The organism is Ralstonia nicotianae, assembly GCF_018243235.1.
GTDB classification, from domain to species: domain Bacteria; phylum Pseudomonadota; class Gammaproteobacteria; order Burkholderiales; family Burkholderiaceae; genus Ralstonia; species Ralstonia nicotianae.
In genome coordinates this window covers 1,304,512-1,325,369 of sequence record NZ_CP046675.1, presented here as the reverse complement: position 1 = coordinate 1,325,369, position 20,858 = coordinate 1,304,512, and the positions used below count along the sequence as shown (strand labels likewise).

At 65.6% G+C, this 20,858-nt stretch carries 18 protein-coding genes; 6 read left to right on the top strand and 12 right to left on the bottom strand.

Features of this window, described 5'->3' with window-relative positions:
- Positions 1-16: 16 nt before the first annotated feature.
- The 3 genes from amaB to GO999_RS21835 all read left to right on the top strand — a co-directional run bounded on the left by amaB (position 17) and on the right by GO999_RS21835 (position 4,185).
- Complete coding sequence (amaB, locus tag GO999_RS21845) at positions 17-1,531, top strand: L-piperidine-6-carboxylate dehydrogenase (RefSeq protein ID WP_211906859.1); 1,515 nt, start codon at positions 17-19, stop codon at positions 1,529-1,531.
- An 18-nt stretch (positions 1,532-1,549) separates the two neighbouring features.
- Positions 1,550-2,746, top strand: a complete 1,197-nt coding sequence (locus GO999_RS21840; RefSeq protein WP_197362239.1) for an NAD(P)/FAD-dependent oxidoreductase — start codon at positions 1,550-1,552, stop codon at positions 2,744-2,746.
- Between the two features lie 167 nt (positions 2,747-2,913).
- Entirely contained in the window at positions 2,914-4,185 is a 1,272-nt protein-coding gene (locus GO999_RS21835) for a cystathionine gamma-synthase family protein (protein ID WP_019719833.1), read from the top strand.
- 110 nt (positions 4,186-4,295) lie between these two features.
- Here the strand turns inward: GO999_RS21835 and GO999_RS21830 are convergent, their stop codons facing one another.
- Positions 4,296-5,129, bottom strand: coding sequence for a type III effector protein (locus GO999_RS21830; RefSeq protein ID WP_223259745.1), 834 nt, complete (start codon positions 5,127-5,129; stop codon positions 4,296-4,298).
- Between the two features lie 336 nt (positions 5,130-5,465).
- On the opposite strand from GO999_RS21830, the gene GO999_RS21825 reads away from it, so the two are divergent.
- Positions 5,466-6,995, top strand: coding sequence for a temperature dependent virulence factor catalase KatE (locus tag GO999_RS21825; protein ID WP_020371809.1), 1,530 nt, complete (start codon positions 5,466-5,468; stop codon positions 6,993-6,995).
- 502 nt (positions 6,996-7,497) lie between these two features.
- On the opposite strand, the gene GO999_RS21820 is transcribed toward GO999_RS21825, so the two are convergent.
- The 6 genes from GO999_RS21820 to GO999_RS21795 all read right to left on the bottom strand — a co-directional run bounded on the left by GO999_RS21820 (position 7,498) and on the right by GO999_RS21795 (position 12,378).
- The gene (locus tag GO999_RS21820; RefSeq protein ID WP_016725040.1) at positions 7,498-7,908 is read right to left on the bottom strand and encodes a hypothetical protein; all 411 of its coding nucleotides are present in this window, start codon (positions 7,906-7,908) and stop codon (positions 7,498-7,500) included.
- 495 nt (positions 7,909-8,403) lie between these two features.
- On the bottom strand, positions 8,404-9,162 hold the full coding sequence (locus GO999_RS21815; RefSeq protein WP_019719835.1) for a helix-turn-helix transcriptional regulator: 759 nt from the start codon (positions 9,160-9,162) through the stop codon (positions 8,404-8,406).
- Positions 9,163-9,169: 7 nt separating this feature from the next.
- The gene (locus tag GO999_RS21810; protein WP_011004824.1) at positions 9,170-10,126 is read right to left on the bottom strand and encodes an agmatinase; all 957 of its coding nucleotides are present in this window, start codon (positions 10,124-10,126) and stop codon (positions 9,170-9,172) included.
- Between the two features lie 39 nt (positions 10,127-10,165).
- A complete protein-coding gene (locus tag GO999_RS21805; protein WP_211906858.1) occupies positions 10,166-10,837 on the bottom strand; it encodes an amino acid ABC transporter permease in 672 nt (223 codons plus the stop codon).
- The gene (locus GO999_RS21800; protein WP_011004822.1) at positions 10,827-11,507 is read right to left on the bottom strand and encodes an amino acid ABC transporter permease; all 681 of its coding nucleotides are present in this window, start codon (positions 11,505-11,507) and stop codon (positions 10,827-10,829) included. The genes GO999_RS21805 and GO999_RS21800 overlap by 11 nt, the downstream gene beginning before the upstream one ends.
- Before the next feature lie 19 nt (positions 11,508-11,526).
- Complete coding sequence (locus GO999_RS21795) at positions 11,527-12,378, bottom strand: transporter substrate-binding domain-containing protein (RefSeq protein WP_028854685.1); 852 nt, start codon at positions 12,376-12,378, stop codon at positions 11,527-11,529.
- 161 nt (positions 12,379-12,539) lie between these two features.
- On the opposite strand from GO999_RS21795, the gene GO999_RS21790 reads away from it, so the two are divergent.
- A complete protein-coding gene (locus GO999_RS21790; RefSeq protein ID WP_011004820.1) occupies positions 12,540-13,448 on the top strand; it encodes a LysR family transcriptional regulator in 909 nt (302 codons plus the stop codon).
- Positions 13,449-13,517: 69 nt separating this feature from the next.
- Here GO999_RS21790 and GO999_RS21785 read toward each other — a convergent pair whose 3' ends face one another.
- Positions 13,518-15,002 (bottom strand): M81 family metallopeptidase, encoded by a 1,485-nt coding sequence (locus tag GO999_RS21785; protein WP_211906857.1) that lies wholly within the window; start codon positions 15,000-15,002, stop codon positions 13,518-13,520.
- Positions 15,003-15,006: 4 nt separating this feature from the next.
- Positions 15,007-16,308: an MFS transporter gene (locus GO999_RS21780; RefSeq protein ID WP_016725043.1), complete on the bottom strand. Its 1,302-nt coding sequence runs from the start codon at positions 16,306-16,308 to the stop codon at positions 15,007-15,009.
- Between the two features lie 291 nt (positions 16,309-16,599).
- Here GO999_RS21780 and GO999_RS21775 point away from each other — a divergent pair, with 291 nt between their 5' ends.
- Complete coding sequence (locus GO999_RS21775; protein ID WP_011004817.1) at positions 16,600-17,574, top strand: LysR family transcriptional regulator; 975 nt, start codon at positions 16,600-16,602, stop codon at positions 17,572-17,574.
- Between the two features lie 24 nt (positions 17,575-17,598).
- Here GO999_RS21775 and GO999_RS21770 read toward each other — a convergent pair whose 3' ends face one another.
- From GO999_RS21770 to GO999_RS21760, 3 genes are read right to left on the bottom strand one after another with little or no spacing between them, the layout of a single operon-like run.
- The gene (locus GO999_RS21770) at positions 17,599-18,330 is read right to left on the bottom strand and encodes an autoinducer binding domain-containing protein (RefSeq protein WP_028861979.1); all 732 of its coding nucleotides are present in this window, start codon (positions 18,328-18,330) and stop codon (positions 17,599-17,601) included.
- An 18-nt stretch (positions 18,331-18,348) separates the two neighbouring features.
- Complete coding sequence (locus tag GO999_RS21765; RefSeq protein ID WP_152551871.1) at positions 18,349-18,612, bottom strand: hypothetical protein; 264 nt, start codon at positions 18,610-18,612, stop codon at positions 18,349-18,351.
- Positions 18,609-20,780 carry a diguanylate cyclase domain-containing protein gene (locus GO999_RS21760; protein WP_211906856.1) on the bottom strand — a complete coding sequence of 724 codons (2,172 nt, stop codon included), beginning with the start codon at positions 20,778-20,780 and terminating at the stop codon, positions 18,609-18,611. Before GO999_RS21760 ends, GO999_RS21765 begins: the two co-directional genes overlap by 4 nt.
- Positions 20,781-20,858 lie beyond the last annotated feature (78 nt).

Sequence of the window (20,858 nt, the reverse complement as noted above, 5' to 3'; positions counted from 1 at the left end):
CCCCTATCCCCCCACCATGCGCGTTTCCGAACTTCTGTCGTCTCTGTCCATCGATGGCGCTGCCAGCGTCGAGGGCGGCCACCAGGTGCGCTCCCCCATCGACGGCACCCTGATCGGCAGCGTGAAGCTGGTCTCGGCCAAGGAGAGCGAAGCGGCCATCGAGCGCGCCCACGCGGCGTTCCTGCACTGGCGCGGAGTGCCCGCGCCCGTGCGCGGCGAGCTGGTGCGCCTGCTGGGCGTCGAGCTCCGCCGGCACAAGGAGGCCCTGGGGCGCCTGGTGACGCTGGAGGCCGGGAAGCTTCTGTCCGAAGGGCTGGGCGAGGTCCAGGAGATGATCGACATCTGCGACTTCGCGGTGGGCCTGTCGCGCCAGCTGTACGGCCTGACGATCGCCTCCGAGCGCCCGGGCCACCGGATGATGGAGACCTGGCATCCCGTCGGCGTGGTCGGCGTGATCTCGGCCTTCAATTTCCCGGCCGCTGTGTGGGCGTGGAACAGCGCGCTGGCCTTCGTCTGCGGCGACAGCGTGGCCTGGAAGCCGTCCGAGAAGACGCCGCTGACCGCGCTGGCCTGCGATGCCCTGTTCCGCAAAGCGGTCGCTGCGTTCAGCAAGGCCCATCCGGGCACCGCGCCCGACGGGCTGCATGCCCTGCTCGTCGGCGGCCGCGAGGCGGGCGAGGCGCTGGTGCAGTCCAAGCGGGTGCCGGTGGTCAGTGCGACCGGCAGCACGCGGATGGGCCGCCTGGTCTCGGCGCGGGTGGGCGAGCGCCTCGGCCGGGCGATCCTGGAGCTGGGCGGCAACAACGCGATGATCGTCGCGCCGAGCGCGGACCTGGAGCTGGCCACGCGCGCGATCACCTTCGCGGCCGTGGGCACGGCCGGACAGCGATGCACGACGCTGCGCCGCCTGATCGTCCACGAGAGCGTGGCGGCGAATCTCGTCGAGCGCCTCAAGCGCATCTACGGCTCGGTGACGGTGGGCAACCCGCTCCAGGAGGGCACGCTGGTTGGTCCGCTGATCGATGCCGGCGCGTACGCGGCGATGGCGCATGCGCTCGAGCGGGCCGGCGCGCAGGGCGGCAGGGTCCACGGCGGCGAGCGCACGCACCTGGAGGCCGGCCCGGAGGCCTACTACGTGAAGCCCGCGCTCGTCGAAATGCCCGCCCAGACCGAGGTGATGCAGCAAGAGACCTTCGCGCCCATCCTGTACGTGCTGACGTACCGGACGCTGGACGAGGCCATCGCGCTGCAGAACGGCGTGCCCCAGGGCCTGTCGTCGGCGATCTTCACGCGCGACCTGAACGAGGCGGAGTGGTTCCTGTCCGCGGCCGGCAGCGATTGCGGCATCGCCAACGTCAACATCGGCACCTCGGGCGCGGAGATCGGCGGCGCCTTCGGCGGCGAAAAGGAAACCGGCGGCGGCCGCGAATCCGGATCGGACGCCTGGAAGGCCTACATGCGCCGCGCGACCAACACCATCAACTACAGCAACCGGCTGCCGCTGGCGCAGGGCGTGCGTTTCGATGTCTGACTCGGCGAGGTGAGCGGGATGCATACCGGAACGAAGACGCCGCGGCCGGCGGCGGAGGTCGTGATCGTGGGCGGCGGGGTGATCGGCAGCGCGATTGCCTGCTTCCTGACGCAGGACGACCGCGACGTGGCGGTTACCGTCATCGAGCGCGACCCGTCTTACGCGTGTGCCTCGTCGGCGCTGTCCGCGAGTTCGATCCGCCAGCAGTTCTCGTCGGCGATCAACATCAGGATGTCGCAGTACGGCATCGCGTTCCTGCGCGACATCGGCGAGCGCCTCGCGGTGGACGGCGAGCGGCCGGAGATCGGCCTGGTCGAGCCGGGCTACCTGTACCTGGCAACGGAGAACGGCGTCGCCGTCCTGCGCGAGAACCATGCGGTCCAGCAGGCGCACGGTGTCCACGTCGAGCTGATGCTTCCGCAGCGGCTGAAGGCGAAGTTTCCGTGGGTCTCGACCGACGGCGTCGCGCTCGCATCGCACGGCCTGGCTGACGAGGGCTGGTTCGACGGCTACAGCGTGCTGCAGGCCTTCCGGAAAAAGGCCATCTCGCAAGGCGTGCGTTACGTCAGGGATGAAGCCACCGGCTTTGCGCTGGACGGTGCCCGAATTGCGGCGGTGAAGCTTGCATCGGGCGCGCCGCTCCACGCGGATGTGTTCGTGAACGCGGGCGGCCCCTGGGCGGCTTCGGTCGCGCGGTGGGCGGGCATCGAGCTGCCCGTGCGCGCGCGCCGGCGCAGCGTGTTCAGCTTCAGCTGCCCCCAGCGCCTGCCCGGCTGTCCGCTGGTCATCGACCCCTCCGGCATCTGGTTCCGTCCGGAAGGCGAGCAGTTCATCTGCGGCTACGCGCCTCCGGCCGCGGAAGACGCGGATGATCTGCCCCTGGAGGTCGCCTACCACGCGTTCGACGCCTTCATCTGGCCGACGCTGGCCGAACGGGTGCCCGCGTTCGAGGCCATGCGCATGACCGGCGCGTGGGCGGGCTACTACGAGATGAACACCTTCGACCACAACGCCATCCTGGGCCTGCACCCCGCCTGCGGCAATCTGTACTTCGCCGCCGGGTTCTCCGGCCATGGCCTGCAGCAATGTCCCGCGGTCGGCCGGGGGATCGCCGAGCTGATCCGGTTCGGCGAGTACCGCTCCCTGGACCTGAGCGAGGCCGGCTTCTCCCGCATTCTCGAGAACCGGCCGCTGCTCGAACGCAACGTGATCTGATCCTGCCTCCCTCGGGGCAGGGCACCCCTATGGCCGACGGCACCGCCTCCGGCCGCAGGGAAACGCATGCTTTGAGCTCCGCATCGAAGCCGTGCGGACACGGCATCCACCCATCCACCCATCCGCCGGGCGCAAAGGCACGCTTGGGCAGCAGGAATCGCGCGATAATGGCCCGCTTTCGTGCTTCCTTCCCGCCTGCCATCATGACCGGATTGACCACCGCCCTCCTGCACGCCGACCGCGAGGCCGGCATCGAGCATTACGCCGTCCACAAGCCGCTGCACACCTCCACCACCTACGGCTACGCCGACACGCGCGACCTGATCGACGTGTTCCAGGGCAAGCCCGGCTACACCTATGCCCGCCAGGGCAACCCCACCACAGCCGCGCTGGAGGCCAAGATCACCATGATGGAAGACGGCCTGGCCACGGCCTGCTTCGCGACCGGCATGGCGGCGATCGCGGCGGTGTTCTCGACGCTGCTGCGCGCGGGGGACCACGTGGTCTCCAGCGCCTTCCTGTTCGGCAACACCAACAGCGTGTTCGAGACGCTGCGCAACCTGGGCGTGGAGGTGACCTTCGTCGACGCGACCTCCGCGCAGGCGGTGGCCGACGCCGTCCAGCCGAACACGCGCCTGGTCTTCGTCGAAACCATCGCCAACCCGCGCACGCAGGTGGCCGATCTCGGGGGCATCGGCGCCCTCTGCAAGGCGCGCGGCCTGCTGTACGTGATCGACAGCACGATGACCTCGCCGTGGCTGTTCCGCGGCCGCGACGCGCAGGCTGGTCTGGTGGTGCATTCGCTGTCCAAGTACATCGGCGGGCACGGCAACGCGCTGGGCGGCGCGGTGGTCGATACCGGCCTGTTCGACTGGACGGCGTACCCGAACATCTTCCCGGCCTACCGCAAGGTCAAGCCCGAAATGCAGGGCATCCAGCAGATTCGCAAGAAGGGCCTGCGCGACCTGGGCGCCACGCTGATCGCCGATGCCGCGCACCGCATCGCCATCGGCGCCGAGACCATGGCACTGCGCGTGGACCGCACCTGCAGCAACGCGCTGGCGCTGGCCCGCACGCTGGCCGCGCATCCCAAGGTCGCTCGCGTCTACTACCCCGGCCTGGCCGACCATCCGCAGCACGCCCGCGCGACGGAACTGTTCCGCCACTACGGCGGCCTGCTGAGCTTCGAGCTGGTGGACGGCGCCGACTATGTCGACATGCTCAACCACCTGCGCTACGCCGTGCGCGCCACGCACCTGGGCGATACGCGCACGCTGGTCATTCCCGTCGCCCCGACCATCTACTGGGAAATGGGTGCCGAGCGCCGCGCGTCGATGGGCATCGCCGATTCGCTGGTGCGCGTGTCGGTCGGCATCGAGGATGAGGTGGACCTGCTGGCGGATTTCACGCAGGCGCTGGACGCGACCGGCATCCGTTGAGGTCGCGCAGCCGTCTCGCGACGACGGCATCCGCTGTCATCGCGAGAGGGCTCGCCATGGCGGGTGGGCCTGCCGGGCCATCCGCGCGCACCTTGAGGGTGGTGGAATCCCTACACCGGGAATGCTTTCCGCCTTGATATCTTGTTGTTGTCGCGCAAGGCATCGAGCAAGCTCGAGTCAAGCGGGGACGCGTCGTCCACCCGAAGCCCCCGGGCTGCCCATTTCTCCATTTTTTCGCTCCATTGCCGCGGATAGTCCGCAGCACGGCAGGCGATCCTGGTCCAGGGGTCGACGATGAACGCGTCCGGATGCCAGTCGCTGAACTGCTTCGGATACTGACCGTTGCCATCGGTGGACTGGCCGATCGCCACGAAATTGTGGTCGCCGGGGCGTTCCAGGCTGACGATATCGATCGGGAGGTTCGCGTCCGTCAAGCGCATGCGCAGAAAGTCGTAAGCCAGGACTGCCTGCTCATAGCAATTGCCCGCAGCGCTGGCCCCCTTCGAGGTAATGATGCGTGCCAGCGCGCCAAAATCCGGCGCTTGCCTTGATTGTCTCCACGTGGCTTCCAATGCATAGATTTCGCACTGGATCTTGTTGAGAAGGATCGTGCGGTTGTCCCTTGCGTCTTCGTGGTACCGGGCAAGTTTCGACGGCGGAATGCGCGCGTCGTCTTCCCCATAGTCCTTGTTATCGGATTTCAATGGCAACAAGGACCGGACATAAGGAATTGCCGCGGCTGCGGCGTGCGCGATGTCTGCGGTATCCGGCGTTTGCGATGCGGTGCGTTCCAGGGAGGGACGCCGCTGCAGCCGGTCAAATGCTGCAGACGCCGTTCTTGCGCGAACCGTGTTTGAAGACGGTGACGTTTCGCCGGCAGCAGCGTCTCCAGGGGAATGCTGCAGGAGGGCGCTGGTGCCCAGGCCGCGGATCGATGGGGGCATGATGGTGCGTGGTGAGTGATCGGTCGAAGTGCATTCCTTGTAGCAGGCGAGTCGGTGATGCAGGGCGCTCCATCGGAAAGATCATCGCCATTTGCGAAGCGCCAATGCCGCGCCGCCGCGGTCGGGACCGACGCTTTCAAGCCCTTGCTGCGCGCGGCGACGCACATGCCATGTTTATTTTGGAAATCAAAATCAACAATACTCAAATAGATAAGCTTTAAAACAGATTTGCTGTCGATGATTTAAATAGCCTATCGAGGGGATTTAAATAATCAAATTCCACCCGGACGGCAGGGTCACTAAGGTAACGACTCATCCCCACAGGAGACTCCCGTCATGTCTTTCCCCTCCCGTTCCCTGCGTGTGTCCCTACTGGCGCTGGCCGCACTGACCGCCTTCCACGCGGGCGCGGTCACGCTGACCCGCGACAACGGCGCGCCGGTCGGCGACAACCAGAATTCGCAGACGGCCGGCCCCAACGGCCCGGTCCTGCTGCAAGACGTGCAGCTCATCCAGAAGCTGCAGCGCTTTGATCGCGAGCGCATTCCCGAGCGCGTCGTCCACGCGCGCGGCACCGGCGCGCACGGCGTGTTCGTCGCCTCCAAGGACATCTCCGACCTGACCCGCGCCAAGGTCTTCACGCCCGGCGAAGAGACGCCGGTGTTCGTGCGCTTCTCCAGCGTGATCCACAGCGGCCATTCGCCGGAGACGCTGCGCGATCCGCGCGGCTTCGCCACCAAGTTCTACACCCGCGAAGGCAACTGGGACCTGGTCGGCAACAACCTGCCGGTGTTCTTCATCCGCGACGCGATGAAGTTCCCGGACATGGTCCACTCGCTCAAGCCGTCGCCCGACAGCAACGTGCAGGACCCGAACCGCTTCTTCGACTTCTTCTCGCACCAGCCCGAGTCCACGCACATGCTGACGCGGGTGTACACCGACTATGGCACGCCCACCAGCTACCGCGAGATGGACGGCAACAGCGTGCACGCCTACAAGTTCGTCAATGCGAAGGGCGAGGTGCACTACGTCAAGTTCCACTGGAAGAGCCTGCAGGGCCAGAAGGGCCTGAGCGCCAAGGAAGTCGAGGCCATCCAGGGCAAGGACTTCAACCACATGACGCGTGACCTGATCGCTAACATCGACAAGGGCAACTATCCGAAGTGGGACCTGTACATCCAGATCCTGAAGCCGGAGCAGCTCGCCAAGTTCGACTTCGATCCGCTGGACGCCACCAAGGTCTGGCCGGACGTGCCGGAAGTGAAGGTCGGCACGATGACGCTGAACAAGAACCCGGAGAACGTCTTCCAGGAAACCGAACAGGCCGCGCTGGCGCCGTCCAACCTGGTGCCGGGCATCGAGCCCTCGGAAGACCGTCTGCTGCAGGGCCGCATCTTCTCGTATGCCGACACGCAGCTTTATCGCGTGGGTACCAACGGTCTGCAACTGCCGGTGAACCGCCCGCGCACGTCTGCCGCCAACTACAACCAGGACGGCGACCTGAATGCCGGCGCGCGCAAGGGCAGCGTCAACTACCAGCCCAGCGCCCACGCCGATCTGAGCGATGCGGCAACGGTCAAGTACAGCCAGCTGCCGGTCTCGGGCACCACCCAGCAGCAGCGCATCGCCCGCACGCAGAACTTCAAGCAGGCCGGCGACTATTACCGTTCGCTGACGGCCAAGGAGCAGGCCAACCTGGTCAGCAACCTGGCCGGCGACCTGGGGCAGGTGAAGGATGACGGCGTGAAGTACACCATGCTGTCGTACTTCCAGAAGGCGGATGCCGGCTACGGCCGCGCGCTGGCCCAGGCCGTCAAGGCCGATCCGGCCCGCGTGGAATCGCTGGCCGCGAAGCTGCAGGACTGATGATGTGCCGCCTGCCGTCGCGATGTCGCGCGTGAGCGTGCTTCGCTGCGGCAGGCATGTTTTACGGTTGGATCTCGCTTAGGGTGTTGACGGAGGAGCCGGGGTATCCCGCTCCTCCCTTTTTTTTGATGGGGCGGTAGGCCCATCACGATCTTCGGGCGCGCTGGCACGTTCGTGCCGACCATTACGCGCCGCGCATCCTCGAAGGGCACCTTCCTGCGCCGAGGCAGCGGTGGTCCGCATCGGCGATGCGGATGCCTGGGCCGGCGGAGCGCGTTCCGCCGCGCCGCTTCAGTGTCGCCAGCGCTTGTGCTTGCGTCGTCGGGCGTGGGCCAGCATGGCCCGTATCGGACGCCGGGGCCGCGGGCGGCTGGCGTCCCTTCCCCTCGGCACCAGGCAGGCGGTGATCGGAACGGGTTGGGTCATGGGGGTGATTGTGATGGTGCCTCGGACTCGATGACGGCAGGGGCGGCTCCATCTGCCGTCCGGCTTTGCCCGCGGGCTAGCGCCGTGCCGGCAGCAATACGCAGACCACGGCCGCCAGGGCAGCACCCGCCGTCACGACTGCCCATGTCCGCCAATCGGCCAGCAGAGCCACCGCGCAGCTGATGGCGCGCTCGGCACCCTCCGGATGTTTCTTGACGATCATGGCGATGGCCATGATCCCGCTCAGGATTACGAACAGGACACCGAAGGCATAGTTCTGCGCCATGTGTCCGCGCGGCGCCTGGTAGCCCGGGTAGCCGCCCGAGGCGACGCGTTCCGGTTTCCTGCCGGCAAAGGCGAACGAGGAGGTCCCGGTCGGGTGGAAGGCACCGCCGCCGTGCGGACCGGCTCGCTTGTCGCCTATGCTTCGGCTCGTGGTTCGATATCCGTGACCTTCGCAGGCCTCGGCATTCGCTTCGCGTTTCATGGACAGACTCCCCATTGCATGATGTTGTTGGACGTGCGCGTGCCGCGTGGCCGGCGCGCGCGCCGGCCTTGCACGTTGTCTTGATGGATGTCGGCGGCGCGTGCGCCGCGGTGCGCCGAAAGCCGATGGGATGCATGCGCCCGACGGCCCGAGGACGGTCGCCGCCTCAGGCGGCTTTCGGCGGCGCCGCTCACAGGCGGGCTCAGCCCTGGCATCGTGTGGACGACAGTCCGTGGGGGAGTGGGGCGTGGGTCTGGTGCGCTCGTGTCTGCCGCGCGTCGGCGAGCGCAGCCGAGCGCTATAATGGCCGCAGCCATCTTGGGCCTCTCTGGGTTTGGATATGGTCAGGCTGGCGCCGGTGCTGGAACACCGGCGTCGGCCGCTTCTTCTACGAGATCACGTCACACGTAGCTTGTCTCCCTGGGTGACGTCCGTCCGGCAGCAGTGAAGCCGGCCCTCTGAATCACCCAGAATATTGATTGCAGCATCCATTCGCTAGAGCACTTTAGTGCCGATTCCCAACGGCGCCGCTTGCAATCGCGATACCAGCATGGCGACACGGACCCGGTTTTCGCATCCGGTCTTGTCCATGATGCTGCTGAGATAATGCTTCACCGTATTTTCCGATTTGCAGACGAGCAGGGCGATCTCCGCATTGCTCTTGCCCTGGCCGATCAACAGGGCGACTTCGCGCTCCCGCTCGCTCAGGGTGGCAAGCGCCTCCGACGCTTTCTGCAGATCGCTCTCGACGTTGGCGACCGCGCGCAGCAGTGCGCCGTGCAAGACCGGCGTCAGGTCGCGCAGCATCGCATCCAGGCATCCCTGCTCGACCGAGGGCAGTGCATGAAAGCTGAAATAAGTGCCGACGCAATTGACCTCGTCGAACATCGCGTCGGCTGCACAGTTGCGCAATCCGTGTTTCACGAATTTTTCGAGCCATGCCGGATCGGTGCCTTCCCACGGCGCCGCCGCATCGAAGTACACCGGCCGGCGCGTGGCCAGCCAGCGGCGCATGATCGGCGTGTCGATGCCGCCGGCCGTGTTGCGGATCGCGAGCAGGTGCTCGTTCGGATAGTCGACCGTCACCACGTAGTCCATCGCCACCCCTGACGAGGTGGTGCGGCCGTAGCCGCACGCCAGGTGCCGATGGCCCACGACGGGGCGGACGAATTCGCGCGTCCACGCCTTGAACGCTGCGATATCGTGGACCGGCTCGGCGGCGGTCAGGCACTGGTCAAGCGCACGAGTCAGCATGGCCGCTTCAGTCGAAATAGCCCGCGCGGATGGTCGTGCCGATCAGGTTCAGGATCAGGCGACCGGCCGTGATGCACGAGATCTGGTTGATGTCCTTCTTCGGCTGGATTTCGACGATGTCCATGCCGACCACGCGGCCCTTGCGCACCAGGCCGTGAATCAGCTTGCGCGTCTGCGCAAACGTCAGGCCGCCGGGCGCGGGGCCCGCGACCGCCGGCATGGTCGAAGGGTCCAGCCCGTCCGCGTCGATGGTGATGTAGTAGTTGCCGCCGTCCGGAATGCGCGCCAGCACCGCGTCCATGCCGATGTCGTGCAGCTCGTAGGCGGTGATCAGGTCGGCGCCGTAGGCACGCGCGGCAGCCAGGTCTTCGGGGCGGCCGCTGCCCTGCGCGCGCAGGCCGATCTGCACGATGCGCGCGACGTGTGGCATCTCCGAGGCGCGGCGCATGGGGCTCGACAGGCCCTCCTTCACGCCGTTGACCGAATCCCGCCAGTCCAGGTGCGCATCGATGTGCACCAGCGTGATCGGCCCCTTCTGGTCGAGGCCGCGCAGGATCGGCGTGGTGATGCCATGGTCGCCGCCCAGGACGATGGGCAGCGCGCCGGCATTCGCAAGGCGCCGGACCGCGGCTTCGGCGCGGGCGTAGTGTTCGCCCGGCGGCTGCGCCAGGTCGGGGACGATGTCGCCGCAGTCGACGAAGCGGATGTCGTCGCGGCCCTGCAGCAGCGGGCCGTCGATATCGAAATCATAGTGCCCGGGCGCGCGCGCGACCCGGTCGGTGGCCTGCCGGATCGCGGCGGGCGCATTGGTCTGGTCGTTGCTGAAATCGGCCGCGGAATACGGCGTGCCGAACGGCATGCCCAGGACGGCGATGTCGGCCTGCAGGTTGTCCAGGTCGGTGTCCAGCTCCGCATACAGCAGCGTCTGGTGACCGGTGCGGGGCGCAGTGGTATAGGTGCTCATCGAGGCAGGTTTTTTTTCTTTGGAATGCTTTGGAATGCGTCAGGTTTGGGGCGACAGCCAGCGGCGGCGCGCAAGGCGCTCCAGCGAGCGGCCCGCCGCGGCCAGCAGCACGCTGGTCAGCCAGTAGATCGCGGCGGTGGCCGCCAGGATTTCCGTGTACGCAAAGGTGTTGGCCGTCAGCAGATTGCTCTGGTAGGTCATTTCCGGCAGGCTCATCACGGAGAAGATCGCTGAATCCTTGAACATCATGATCACCAGGCTGGTCGTGGGCGGGATCAGGAAACCGAGCAATTGCGGGCCGACGATGTACCGCTGCACCTGCCAGCGCGACATGCCCAGCGACAGCGCGGCGCCGGACTGGCCGCGCGGCACGCTGTGCAGCGCGGCGCGCAGGATTTCGCAGAAGTAGCCGCCCGTGTACAGCGCCGTGCAGCCGATCGCGACCGCCATCGCCGAAGCCGCCACGCCCAGCTTGGGCAGCCCGAAGAACGACAGATAGACCAGGATCAGGTACGGTACGTTCCTGACCGTCGCCACATAGCTGCGCGCAAGGCAGGCGGGCGCCAGCGAGCGCAGCCGCGAGGCATAGGCCGCGAGTGTGCCGGCGAGCACGCCCAGCGGAATCCCGATGGCGCTGACGACGGCCGTGACCTTCAGGCCGCGGAGCAGCACGGGGACAGCCTGCGCGGCGACGGTGAAATCAAACGGCATGGGGCAGCATCCACGAAACACGGCGCTCGCAGACCCTGGCGGCGGCCGAAATGCAGAACAGGATCACGAAGTACACCGCGGCGGTCATGGCAAAGACCTGCAGCGGCAGGTCGCTCTGCAGCGAAGCATTACGCGCCACCGTCGCCAGTTCCGGCACCGCGATGATCGACATCAGCGACGAGGCTTTCAGCAGGATGGTGAATTCGCTCGTCAGCGGCGGGATCGCGCGGTAGAACACCTGCGGCAGCAGCACGTGGCGCCAGACTTGCGGCTCGCGCATGCCCAGTGCCTGGGCCGCCGCGCGCTGCGCATCCGGAACGCTGCTCAGCGCGCCGCGCAGGATTTCCACGAGATAGGCGCTCGTATTGCAAGCGAGCGCGCCGATGCCCGCCGCCAGCGGCGAGATGGACAGGCCCAGCAGCGGCGGCACGACGTAGTAGGCCAGCAGCATATGGATCAGCGCCGGCGTGCCGCGGATCGCGCTGACCCACGCCATGACCATGCCGCGCAGGAGCCGGTAGCGGGACAGGCGCGCCCACAGCAGCGCGACGCCCAGCACCAGGCCCAGGGCAAACGCGCAAGCCGACGCGCCGACGGCGACGGCGGCTCCCGCCAGCGCGCCCTCGAGAAACAGCGTCAGCACTCCGCCCTGGTTCAGCCATGCCAGCATGATGGATCGGCCCCGTCCGTTAGATGGCGCCGTCGGGAAGGTAGTTGGCGCGCGGGACATCCATCGGCGCACCGAACCACTTTGTCTGCAGCGCCGTCAGCTTGCCGTTGGCGTGCAGCTCGTTCAGCGTGTCGTTGATGAACTTGCGGATTTCCAGGTCTTGCGGGTTGGCGACCCACGCCAGCAGCCGCGGCTGGCCGACTTCGCCGACGATCTTGAAGGCGCCCGGCTGCTTGCGCATCTGGATGGCCGCCACGTTCGACGGGATGAAGGCGACGTCGACCGTCTTGTTGCTCAGCGCGAGGGCTGCGTCCGGATAGGCCTGGAACAGCTTGGTGTCGGCATAGCCCTTGCCGCGCTGCTCTTTGAGGGTCTTCTCGAACTGCTCGGCCGCCGGCTGCGAGGACGAGCCCATCTGCGTGCCAAGCACCTTGCCGGCGAGATCCAGGTCGCGCGTGATCGATGCATCGTCGGCGCGCACCATCAGTACCGGGCGCACCGTGCCGACCGGCTGGCTGAACGCAAAGCGCCGGGCGCGCTCGGGCGTGATGCTCACGCTGGTGGCCACGAAGTCGAACTTGTGCGACAGCAGGCCCGGCAGCAGCCCCTGGAACGGCAGGTTCATCTGCTCGAGCTTGACCCCGAGCTTGTCCGCCATGATCACCAGGATGTCGCGGCCGAAACCGACCACCTGGCCGTTTTCCACGAATTCGTACGGCTCGTAGGCCGCTTCGGTGCCCACGACCAGTTTGCCCCGCTTCTTGATATCGGCAATCGAGCCACCTTCCGCGAATGCGGTGGTCGGCAGGGCAAGCGCCGCGCTGGCGCCGAGTGCGAGCCGGAAAAAGTCGCGGCGGGAGTAAGGCTGCATATTTTATTTATTTCAGTATTTAATTCTGCTTAATTTGTCGCGGCCGGAAACAAACGCGGATGCCGCTTGCAGTGCAGGTAATGTATTGCCAAGAAAGATCGATGAAAAATGATTTTTTTGATGGTATGGTTTCACAATTCAACACCTTTTAGCACACTGCCGTGCATCGACTCCGCCCCGAACTCACCGAGCGCCATCTGCGCTCCCTGCGGATTTTTTGTGCCGTGGCCCAGGCCAATGGATTCGCCGCCGCGGAGAAGCAGCTCAACATGTCCAAGGCCTCCATCAGTCGCCATATCCGCGAGGTCGAGGATCACCTGGGCGTGCGCCTGTGCGAGCGCGGCCCGTCGGGATTCGAGTTGACCGCGGCGGGCCGGGTCGCGCTGGATCTGGCCCGCGACGCGCTGAAGTCGCTGGAGCGCATCGGGCCGGAAATCGACGCCGTGCGCGGCGTGCTGTCGGGGACGCTGACCATCGGCATGTCCGAGCAGATCATGCAGCACGAGGACTTCCGCATGTCCGAGGCGCTTGCCGCGCTGCGCGAGGAGGCGCCGGGCGTGCGGGTCGAATTGGCGGTCATGGCCTTCGCCGAGCTGACGCTGGCGCTGCGCGAAAGGCGGGTGCAGATCGCGGTGCGCGGCATGTACAAGCACGATAGCGGCTTCAATTATCTGTGTCTGTTTAACGAACGGCAGCGCGTCTACACGGCGCGCCACAACATCAACCGGCCCCGCCGCCTGCCCCTGGTGTATCGCCAGCAGCCGTTCGTGCACGATGCGCTGAGCGTCCACGGCTTCAGCCGTGGCCCCGAGGCGACCGGGCTGGAGGCCGTGGCGATGTTCGTGGCCACGGGGCACTACGTCGGCTTGCTGCCCGAGCACTATGCCGATACGGTGTCGCACCGGTATGCCCTGGTGCCGCTGCCCGACGGCCCCGTGTACGACAACAAGATGTGCGCGATCACCGAGACCGCGCGTCCGGCCAGCCGCAGCCTGGATCTCCTCCTGAGCATCCTGACCCGCCTGCATGCCGGCGAGCGCGCCCCGAGGCTGGAGGCGTACGCCGGGTGATCCGGCCGACCGTCGGCCGGCGCTGGCGCGATTCCATTGCATGCTGTCCGCTATCGCCACGGCACGCCGCTATTGACCGGTCCGCTCGGACCCTGCACGCGGCCGCAGCCGCATGCCCGGCGCCAGCCGGGTCCAGGGCAGCTCGCCTGGGTCCGCGAGCGCGATGCCGGGCGCCTTGGCCACCAGCACCGCCTGCGCGATCGGCTCGAAGTCGGCGCGGAAGTGCACGGACGACTTGTTCACCAGGATCCGCATCCGCTCCGGCTCGATGCCGACCATGCGGTACTGGTTGCGATCCATCATCTGGGCGCGGCCGGTGGACACCGCAACGCGCACGCCGTCGATCCGCAGGCACGCGGATGGCCCGAGCTCGAGCCGTACGCCGCGCATCATCGGGCCGTCGAGGATGCACCGCCCGTCCGACAGGTTTTCCACGATGAACGTTCCTTCGAAGGGGGCGCCCGAGCCGGCGCCGAGCGTCAGGCGGATGGAGGCGCCGGGCCCGGCATCGTGCGCCGCGCGCGCGGCCTGCGGATCGTGGAGCAGACCGATCGCGGCCTGCTGCGCGTTGTGCCGTACCAGCGAGGCCAGCATGCCGGTGGTGTTGCCGTCGCCGCCGGCGCCCGGGTTGTCCTGCGTATCGGCAATCACCACGGGTTTCGGGGCCGCCCCCGCCATCCGGATCGCTTCCCGCACCGCTTCGTCGGGGGACAGGAACGTCGTACCCCAGCGGGGCTCGCTGTCGAGCAGGTCCTGGTACAGCGCATCGACGGCGCGGTTCAGCGCGTCGGCGTCCAGGCCGTAGCCCCAGACCATCGGCCCGCACTCCGGAAAGTCCGCGGCGGGAAACCCCGGCGCGAACGACAGCGACAGGATGCCGCCGCGCTCGGCCTCGCCCAGGCGCGCGTAGAAGCCGCGCGCGGGCTCCACGGTCGTGCACATGCCGTTGATCGGGATGAGGAACGGCAGGCGTCGCGACGCCTTGGCCACCGGCGATTGCGACGCCACCAGGTCATGCAGCAGTTGCGCGGCGCGCCGGCCGGTCGCGGCCATGTCCACGTGCGGATAGGTCCGGTAGGCGACCAGGCCATCGGCGCATGCCTGCATGCGGGCAGTCACGTTCGCGTGCAGGTCGAGCGATGCCACGATCGGTGTGCCGTCGCGCGTGGCGGTGCGCAGCCGGGCCAGCAGTTCGCCCTCGCCGTCGTCGTAATGCTCGGTCACCATGGCACCGTGCAGATCGAGGTAGATGGCATCGGGATCGTGCCGGCGGCTCGCCTCGACGATCTCGCCCGCGATCCGCTCGAACGCGTCTTCCGTGACCGGGCCGGACGGATTGGCCGCCGCCCACAGCACCGTCACCAGCGCGTGCCCGGCCGGCTCCATGGCGGCCAGGAAGCCCGCGATCGGCACATTGGCGTGGCGCAGGGACAGCACCTCGGCGCCCCGCTTGATCGCCGGCCAGCCTTCTCCTTTGACGAACTCGCCGTAGGTGGCCCGTGATGGCGCGAATGTATTGGTTTCGTGCTGAAAGCCGGCCACCAGGATCTTCATGGCGTCACCGGGCGGGCGGCTGCTGTGTCCGCTGGGTGGCCAGCAGGACCGCGCCGAGCACCAGCAATGCGGCCATCACGAGCAGCCCCGCCTGCAGCGAGCCGGTCGCCTCTTTCGTCCACCCGATGAGGGTCGGGCTGAAGAAGCCGCCGAACAGGCCGATCGAATTGATGAGGGCAATGCCGCCGGCGGCCGCCGTGCCCTTCAGATGCTGTTGGGGGATCGCCCAGAACACGCTGTACGACGCGAAGATCGCCGCCGAAGCCAGCGTGATGCTGATCAGCGCTGCGGGGAAGGAGGTTGCATAGGCCGCCCAGGCCAGCAGGCCCGCACCCAGGACGGCGGTGATCGCGCTGTGCAGGTGGCGCTCGCCGCGGCGGTCCGAACGCCGGCCCAGCGCGTACATGGCCACGATCATCGCGAGGTTCGGTATGGCCGAGTAGAGGCCGATCTGAAACAGGTCCGAGAGGCCGGCAGATTTGAGGATCGAAGGCAGCCAGAAGCCGACCGCGTACACGCCGCAGATCAGGCAGAAGTAGGCCGCGGCCAGCACGTACAGCTTCGGCTCGGTGAGCGCCTTGCCGAAGGACGAAGCCTGCCCCGGGGCGGCGCGCGCGATATCGCCGGCGATGACGGCTTTCTGCGCATCGGTCAGCCAGCGCGCGTCGGCCGGCTTGTCGACCAGGTAGCCGTAGGCCGCGATGCCTAGCAGGATGGAGGGGATGCCCTCGGCCAGGAACATCCACTGCCAGCCCGCCAGGCCGCCCGCGCCGGCAAAGTGGCCCATGATCCAGGTGGATGCCGGCCCCCCGATCACGCCGCCGAGCGGCGCGGCGCCGAGCACGACGGCCATGGCGCGCGCCATCCGTTCGCCCGGATACCACTGGGTCAGGTAGTAGATCATGCCGGGCGCGAAGCCGGCCTCGAACACGCCGAGCAGGAAGCGCAGCGCATAGAACGTCCACACGTCGGTGACGAACAGCATGGACGCCGACACGATGCCCCACAGGATCAGGATGCGGCTCAGCGTCCGGCGCGCGCCGATTTTCACGAGCAGCAGATTGCTCGGCACTTCAAACAGCATGTAGCCAAAGAAGAAAATCCCGGCGCCGAGACCGTAGGCGGCATCGCTCAGGGCCAGATCATTCTGCATCTGCAGCTTGGCGAAACCGATGTTGATGCGGTCGAGATAAGCAAACAGATAACAGGTCGCCAGGAATGGCAGGATGCGCCGGTTCACGACGCTGTAGACGCTCGTGCTGCGCTCCCCCGAGTGCGCCTGCGCTGGAATGGCGTTAGCGGCCATGGATCTCCTTGCGGAATCTCTTTATGCGAAAGGTGATCGCACTGTAAACGAAACGCATACTGGAGGTGTCCGCTATTTAGTGGACAGGGTGGACTAAATATGTGGACGCGCTAATGCAGTAATCCTCATCAATGCACACACGCGGTTTTCAAATCGCGCTCGAAGCCGAATCATTGGCGCGAGGATTATCGACAAAATGAAATGGAGCCCGTGCCCGGCCGATCCCGCCGGAGCGGAAGTTGCCTATAACGGGACGGCGCAAGACGATTCGGGCGCACCAAGGAGATCACCATGTACGACATCACCCGCGCCAAGATGCGGGTATTCCATGCGATTCTGGAGCACCGGTCCGTGCGCAAGGCCGCGGATCAGCTGGAGATGAGCCGGTCCCTGGTGAGCCGGTACCTGACGGAAATGGAAGACATGATCGGCGGGCGCCTGTTCGACCGGACGGCGACCGGGCTGATGCCCACCGATGCGGTGCCGTATCTGCTGGAATATGCTCGCGGCATGGAGGCCTCGCAGGAGAAGCTGCTCGACCAGATGCACCAGCTCAGGAGCCTGCAGAAGGGCAATCTCCTGATTTCCCTGAGCGAGGGGCTGGTCGATACGCTGATGGAAGACGTATTGGCCGGCTTCATGAAGAAATATCCCGGCGTGGAAGTCGTGCTGAACATGCGCGCCACGGCGGAGATCATCAACGATGTCGCGACCAACGAGGCGCATATCGGGCTGGCCTACAACCCGCCGATGACCAGCGGCATCGCATTCTGCGCAAGCGCCGTCCACCATATCGTCGCGGCGGTGCACCCGGAGCACCCGCTCGCCCGGTGCGACGATCCGGTCCCGCTCGCGCAGGCGCTGGCCTATCCGGTCGGCATCATGCCGCCGGCCTTTGGTCTCGGCCTGCTGATCCGCACCATCGCGAAAGCGGAAAACCTCAACCTCACGCCCAACTTCAATGCCAACACCCTGATGGCGCTGCGCGCCTATGCGCGCCACACCCGGGGCGTGGCGTTCATCACGGATTTCTCGATCCGCAAGGAAGTCGCGGCGGGGCTGCTGGTCGGCGTCCCGCTCAAGCATCCGCTGGCGGAGAACCAGTATGCGCGGGTGATGGTGAAGGAAGGGCGACCGCTGCCGCGCGCGGCGCAGGAGGTCATCAACAGCATCAACGCCCATCTGTCCACGCTGACGAGCGATCGGGTGAACGATATGCGCGGCGGGCGCGGCTGGTTGCGGGTGGTGGAGACGGCCCGGACCTGAGTGGCGGGTTCGAAGTCATGCGGCCTATAACAAATCGTACTGCTGGGCGAGACGCGCGGCTTCGTTGATCCGGTTGACGCCCAGTTTCTCGTTGATCCGCGAGTACATGGAATAAACGCTCGCCACCGAAAGCCCCAGGCTTCTTGCAACCTCCTGCGCAGGCTCTCCGGCGAGCACGAACTGAAGCGCGGTCAGATCGCGCGCGTCGAGCCCGAACCTCGCAACCATCAACTGATGCTGTGCCGCCGTGCGCATGTCCAACAGGGTCAGCGATATGGCGCGAAGCAGCGATTGCCATTCGAGAAGGCGGGCTTCTCCGCCATCCTCCATTTCGACGTTGTTCGCAATGTGCAGGACGCCCAGCAGCGAAGTCGCCCGTGAATGCGCCGGGACGACGAGATTGCTGCGGAACCCGTACTGGCGTGCAGTCGCGCGCATCTCGCGCTGCCCGGCACTGGTGATCGGGATCACGCTGCCGGGCGCGGGGGATGCATTGAAACGTGCGTACTGCAAATACGGATCATTGCTGTACCAGTGGCGGTGCTGGTAGATCTGGATCCACTCCGCGCTGCAGCCGACCAGGAAGCGATAGCTGGAGGCTGTACCATTCGCGTCCAGATTGAAGGTGCTGAAAATGAACGAAGGGATCTGGAGGTCCGAGAATATGCTCCTCAGACGTGCGTGCAACTCGATGTCGTGCGTGCAAGCACCCAACGAGTTGATCTTTGTCAGCACCTGATCGAGATTCGCTTGCATCCGCTTTTCCGAGCTCTCTCAAGGCGCGAGCACCCGGCTCATTTTCTCCTGAATCAGGCCGTAATGCCGCTCGAGCTGCATGAAATACGGGTCGGCCGTCATATAGTCGAATAAAGTCGAGCCCCCATCGACCCAGATGGAATGCATGAAGGTGGAGCCGTCCGCTTGAGTGAGTTCACGCTCGAGCAGCATCAGTGCGTCAAGTATCAGGAAGCGCAAACTGACTCGTTCGCGTCCAATTGTGACTTCCGCTTCGTAGACGAGATTTTCCCGATTTTTCACTGACTGAGTCGGCCATCAACTTCTACGACTGGAGCGTCCAGCACGTCGACCGCGTACACCAAGGGGTGATGCGCTAACCCGGTGGCCGCTTCATGCGCTTCTTCCAGCACGACCATCAGGCCATCGTGCGTCACCCGCTCGACTACGGGCGCCAATATATCAGCGGTAGATGGGGGGGGGCTGATGACCACGCCGAAAAATAGTCCTTTTTCCAGCAACGCAAACGATGCGAAGCCACCAGAAAAACCATCAAGCATCAATTTCACGCCTGTGCTGGCCAATGCGGCCGCCCGATTTTCCGCGAGAAGCGGCTCTTCGAGAAATGCGCTTTCTGGGACTTCGAGCACCAGCGTGCCTGGAGCGACCTGAAATTCCCTGGCGAGCGTGCGCACAATGGACGCGCAGTCAATGGTAAGGAACTGATTCCTGTCGAGCCGGTAAGCGAGCCGGACCGGGCCGCCTTGCCGGCCGGTGAGCGTGGCACACATCTGCAGCAGGGCAAATTCGGTGAGCGGGCCGAGCAATCCATTTTCTTTGTTAACGGGGACGGCGTCTTGAACAGGAGCGAGGCGATTCCTGTCATCCGTAATCGCTGCCACCACGCGGAAACCCCACGCACGCTTTTCGTTCAAGCGGTGGATGGGATAGAACGCAAGCTTGAGAATCCCTTCGCTCAAGGCAGATCGGAGGCGCTGTTCGGCCTCTACGGCACGGCGCGTATTTTCGCGCATCTCGTTCGAATAGAACCGCCACGCCGTTTTCTGCGTTGCCCGCATCTGCGACTTCGCCGCGTACATGGCTTCGTCGGCTTCGCGGATCAGCGTCGCCACGCCATCTTCGGTCCGCGCATGGACGGCAACACCGATGCTTGCGCGAATGTTGAAGATGCTGCCTCTCAGGGTTACGGGCATCTCGAAAATGTCGACGATTTTTTCGAGTACCGTTTTCGTGATCGGATAGATATCTTGGGCTGCATCCTCCGCTCGTAGAACCGCAATGAACTCGTCCCCTCCAAAGCGCCCCAGAATGTTCGGGGTCACCCCATCCTGAAGCCGGGCGGCCATCTTTTTGAGTAGTTGGTCGCCGGCTTCATGGCCGAGGGTGTCGTTGACGTGCTTTAAATTCCCCAGATCAATGTAAACCACGGCAAGCCGGTTCAGACCGACCTGCCCCGGCAGCATTTCGCTCAGCCGCGCCAATAGCCCGTAACGGTTCCAAAGGCCGGTGAGCGCATCGGTTTCGGAGAAGGTCCGGAGGCGGTTGCGACTCTTGGATAGGCGATGAACGAGCACCGAAATCGCTGTCACGAACATCAGAAAGAAAGCGGAAAACGCGGCTGTGCCAGTCAGATACAGCGCTTTCATCTTGGTGTACGGCACCATCGCCTCGGCGTACCCCAGCGAAATTTCAACCGCCAGCGGGTAGCCCGAAACCGGGCGCCGCGCAACGATTTGTTCTACCAAGTCGCGTCTTGTACTCTTGGCGATCCCGTTCGCCATGGCGGTCTCAGCGCCGGACGCGCCATCCGACAGCATGGTGCCGTCTGCCAGAAATACAGAGGCGGTACCGCTCTTGCCCAAATCGGCCACATTGGAAAATTCGCGGGTGAGGTAACGGCGGTCCTCCGAAACGACGACGACGCCGGCAAAGTCGCCGTTTTTCTTTTCCAGCCGCCGCGTGAGCTGAATTGTCCATTTTCCGGAGACGCGGCCCAGTACCGGTTTGCTGATATAAAGCCCGCGCGTGTCGGGCTCGCGGTGTACCTTGAAGTGCTCCCGGTCTGTGATATAGACGCCGCCGGCGTAAGGAATGGTGCTTTGGAGAATGCGGCCGGTGGCATCGACGACCGAGACTTGTGCCGCGGTTGCCCGGGAGAAGAAGCCCTCGTCTTGCAGGGCGCGGAGATCGATCGACGCCGGGTTGAACTCGTACTCGCGCTTGACCACCAGCGCAATGACATCAATATCGTGGATTGTGGTGTCTACGTGTTGGGCCAGCGCGTCAGCCAACACGTTGGCCTTGGCCTGAGCCGTTTGCAAGACCTCCGTCTTTTCGACGGAAAGCCGGGTCAGCACGCCAATCCAGACAGCGGCGAGTACCAGCACGCCCACCGCCAGAATCAGGTATGTGCTTCGGTCCCCCCGTTTCAAAGGAAATTTTTCGGGCATGACTCGTCGACAGATCGCTACGCAGTGCGTGATCTTACTGGAGGGCCGAGCAGCACGCGACTGCTCGGCCCCCCGGGT

What these genes read in the sequence shown, in the direction of transcription:
- amaB (WP_211906859.1), top strand. Translation starts at nt 17, where the DNA reads ATGCGCGTTTCCGAACTTCTGTCGTCTCTGTCCATCGATGGCGCTGCC.
- GO999_RS21840 (WP_197362239.1), top strand. Translation starts at nt 1,550, where the DNA reads ATGCATACCGGAACGAAGACGCCGCGGCCGGCGGCGGAGGTCGTGATC.
- GO999_RS21800 (WP_011004822.1), bottom strand. Translation starts at nt 11,507, where the DNA reads ATGCTGGCATGGCTGAACCAGGGCGGAGTGCTGACGCTGTTTCTCGAG.
- GO999_RS21770 (WP_028861979.1), bottom strand. Translation starts at nt 18,330, where the DNA reads ATGCAAGCGAATCTCGATCAGGTGCTGACAAAGATCAACTCGTTGGGT.
- GO999_RS21780 (WP_016725043.1), bottom strand. Translation starts at nt 16,308, where the DNA reads ATGGCCGCTAACGCCATTCCAGCGCAGGCGCACTCGGGGGAGCGCAGC.
- GO999_RS21775 (WP_011004817.1), top strand. Translation starts at nt 16,600, where the DNA reads ATGTACGACATCACCCGCGCCAAGATGCGGGTATTCCATGCGATTCTG.
- GO999_RS21830 (WP_223259745.1), bottom strand. Translation starts at nt 5,129, where the DNA reads ATGCCCCCATCGATCCGCGGCCTGGGCACCAGCGCCCTCCTGCAGCAT.
- GO999_RS21805 (WP_211906858.1), bottom strand. Translation starts at nt 10,837, where the DNA reads ATGCCGTTTGATTTCACCGTCGCCGCGCAGGCTGTCCCCGTGCTGCTC.
- GO999_RS21820 (WP_016725040.1), bottom strand. Translation starts at nt 7,908, where the DNA reads ATGAAACGCGAAGCGAATGCCGAGGCCTGCGAAGGTCACGGATATCGA.
- GO999_RS21810 (WP_011004824.1), bottom strand. Translation starts at nt 10,126, where the DNA reads ATGAGCACCTATACCACTGCGCCCCGCACCGGTCACCAGACGCTGCTG.
- GO999_RS21785 (WP_211906857.1), bottom strand. Translation starts at nt 15,002, where the DNA reads ATGAAGATCCTGGTGGCCGGCTTTCAGCACGAAACCAATACATTCGCG.
- GO999_RS21825 (WP_020371809.1), top strand. Translation starts at nt 5,466, where the DNA reads ATGTCTTTCCCCTCCCGTTCCCTGCGTGTGTCCCTACTGGCGCTGGCC.
- GO999_RS21760 (WP_211906856.1), bottom strand. Translation starts at nt 20,780, where the DNA reads ATGCCCGAAAAATTTCCTTTGAAACGGGGGGACCGAAGCACATACCTG.
- GO999_RS21815 (WP_019719835.1), bottom strand. Translation starts at nt 9,162, where the DNA reads ATGCTGACTCGTGCGCTTGACCAGTGCCTGACCGCCGCCGAGCCGGTC.
- GO999_RS21795 (WP_028854685.1), bottom strand. Translation starts at nt 12,378, where the DNA reads ATGCAGCCTTACTCCCGCCGCGACTTTTTCCGGCTCGCACTCGGCGCC.
- GO999_RS21835 (WP_019719833.1), top strand. Translation starts at nt 2,914, where the DNA reads ATGGCCCGCTTTCGTGCTTCCTTCCCGCCTGCCATCATGACCGGATTG.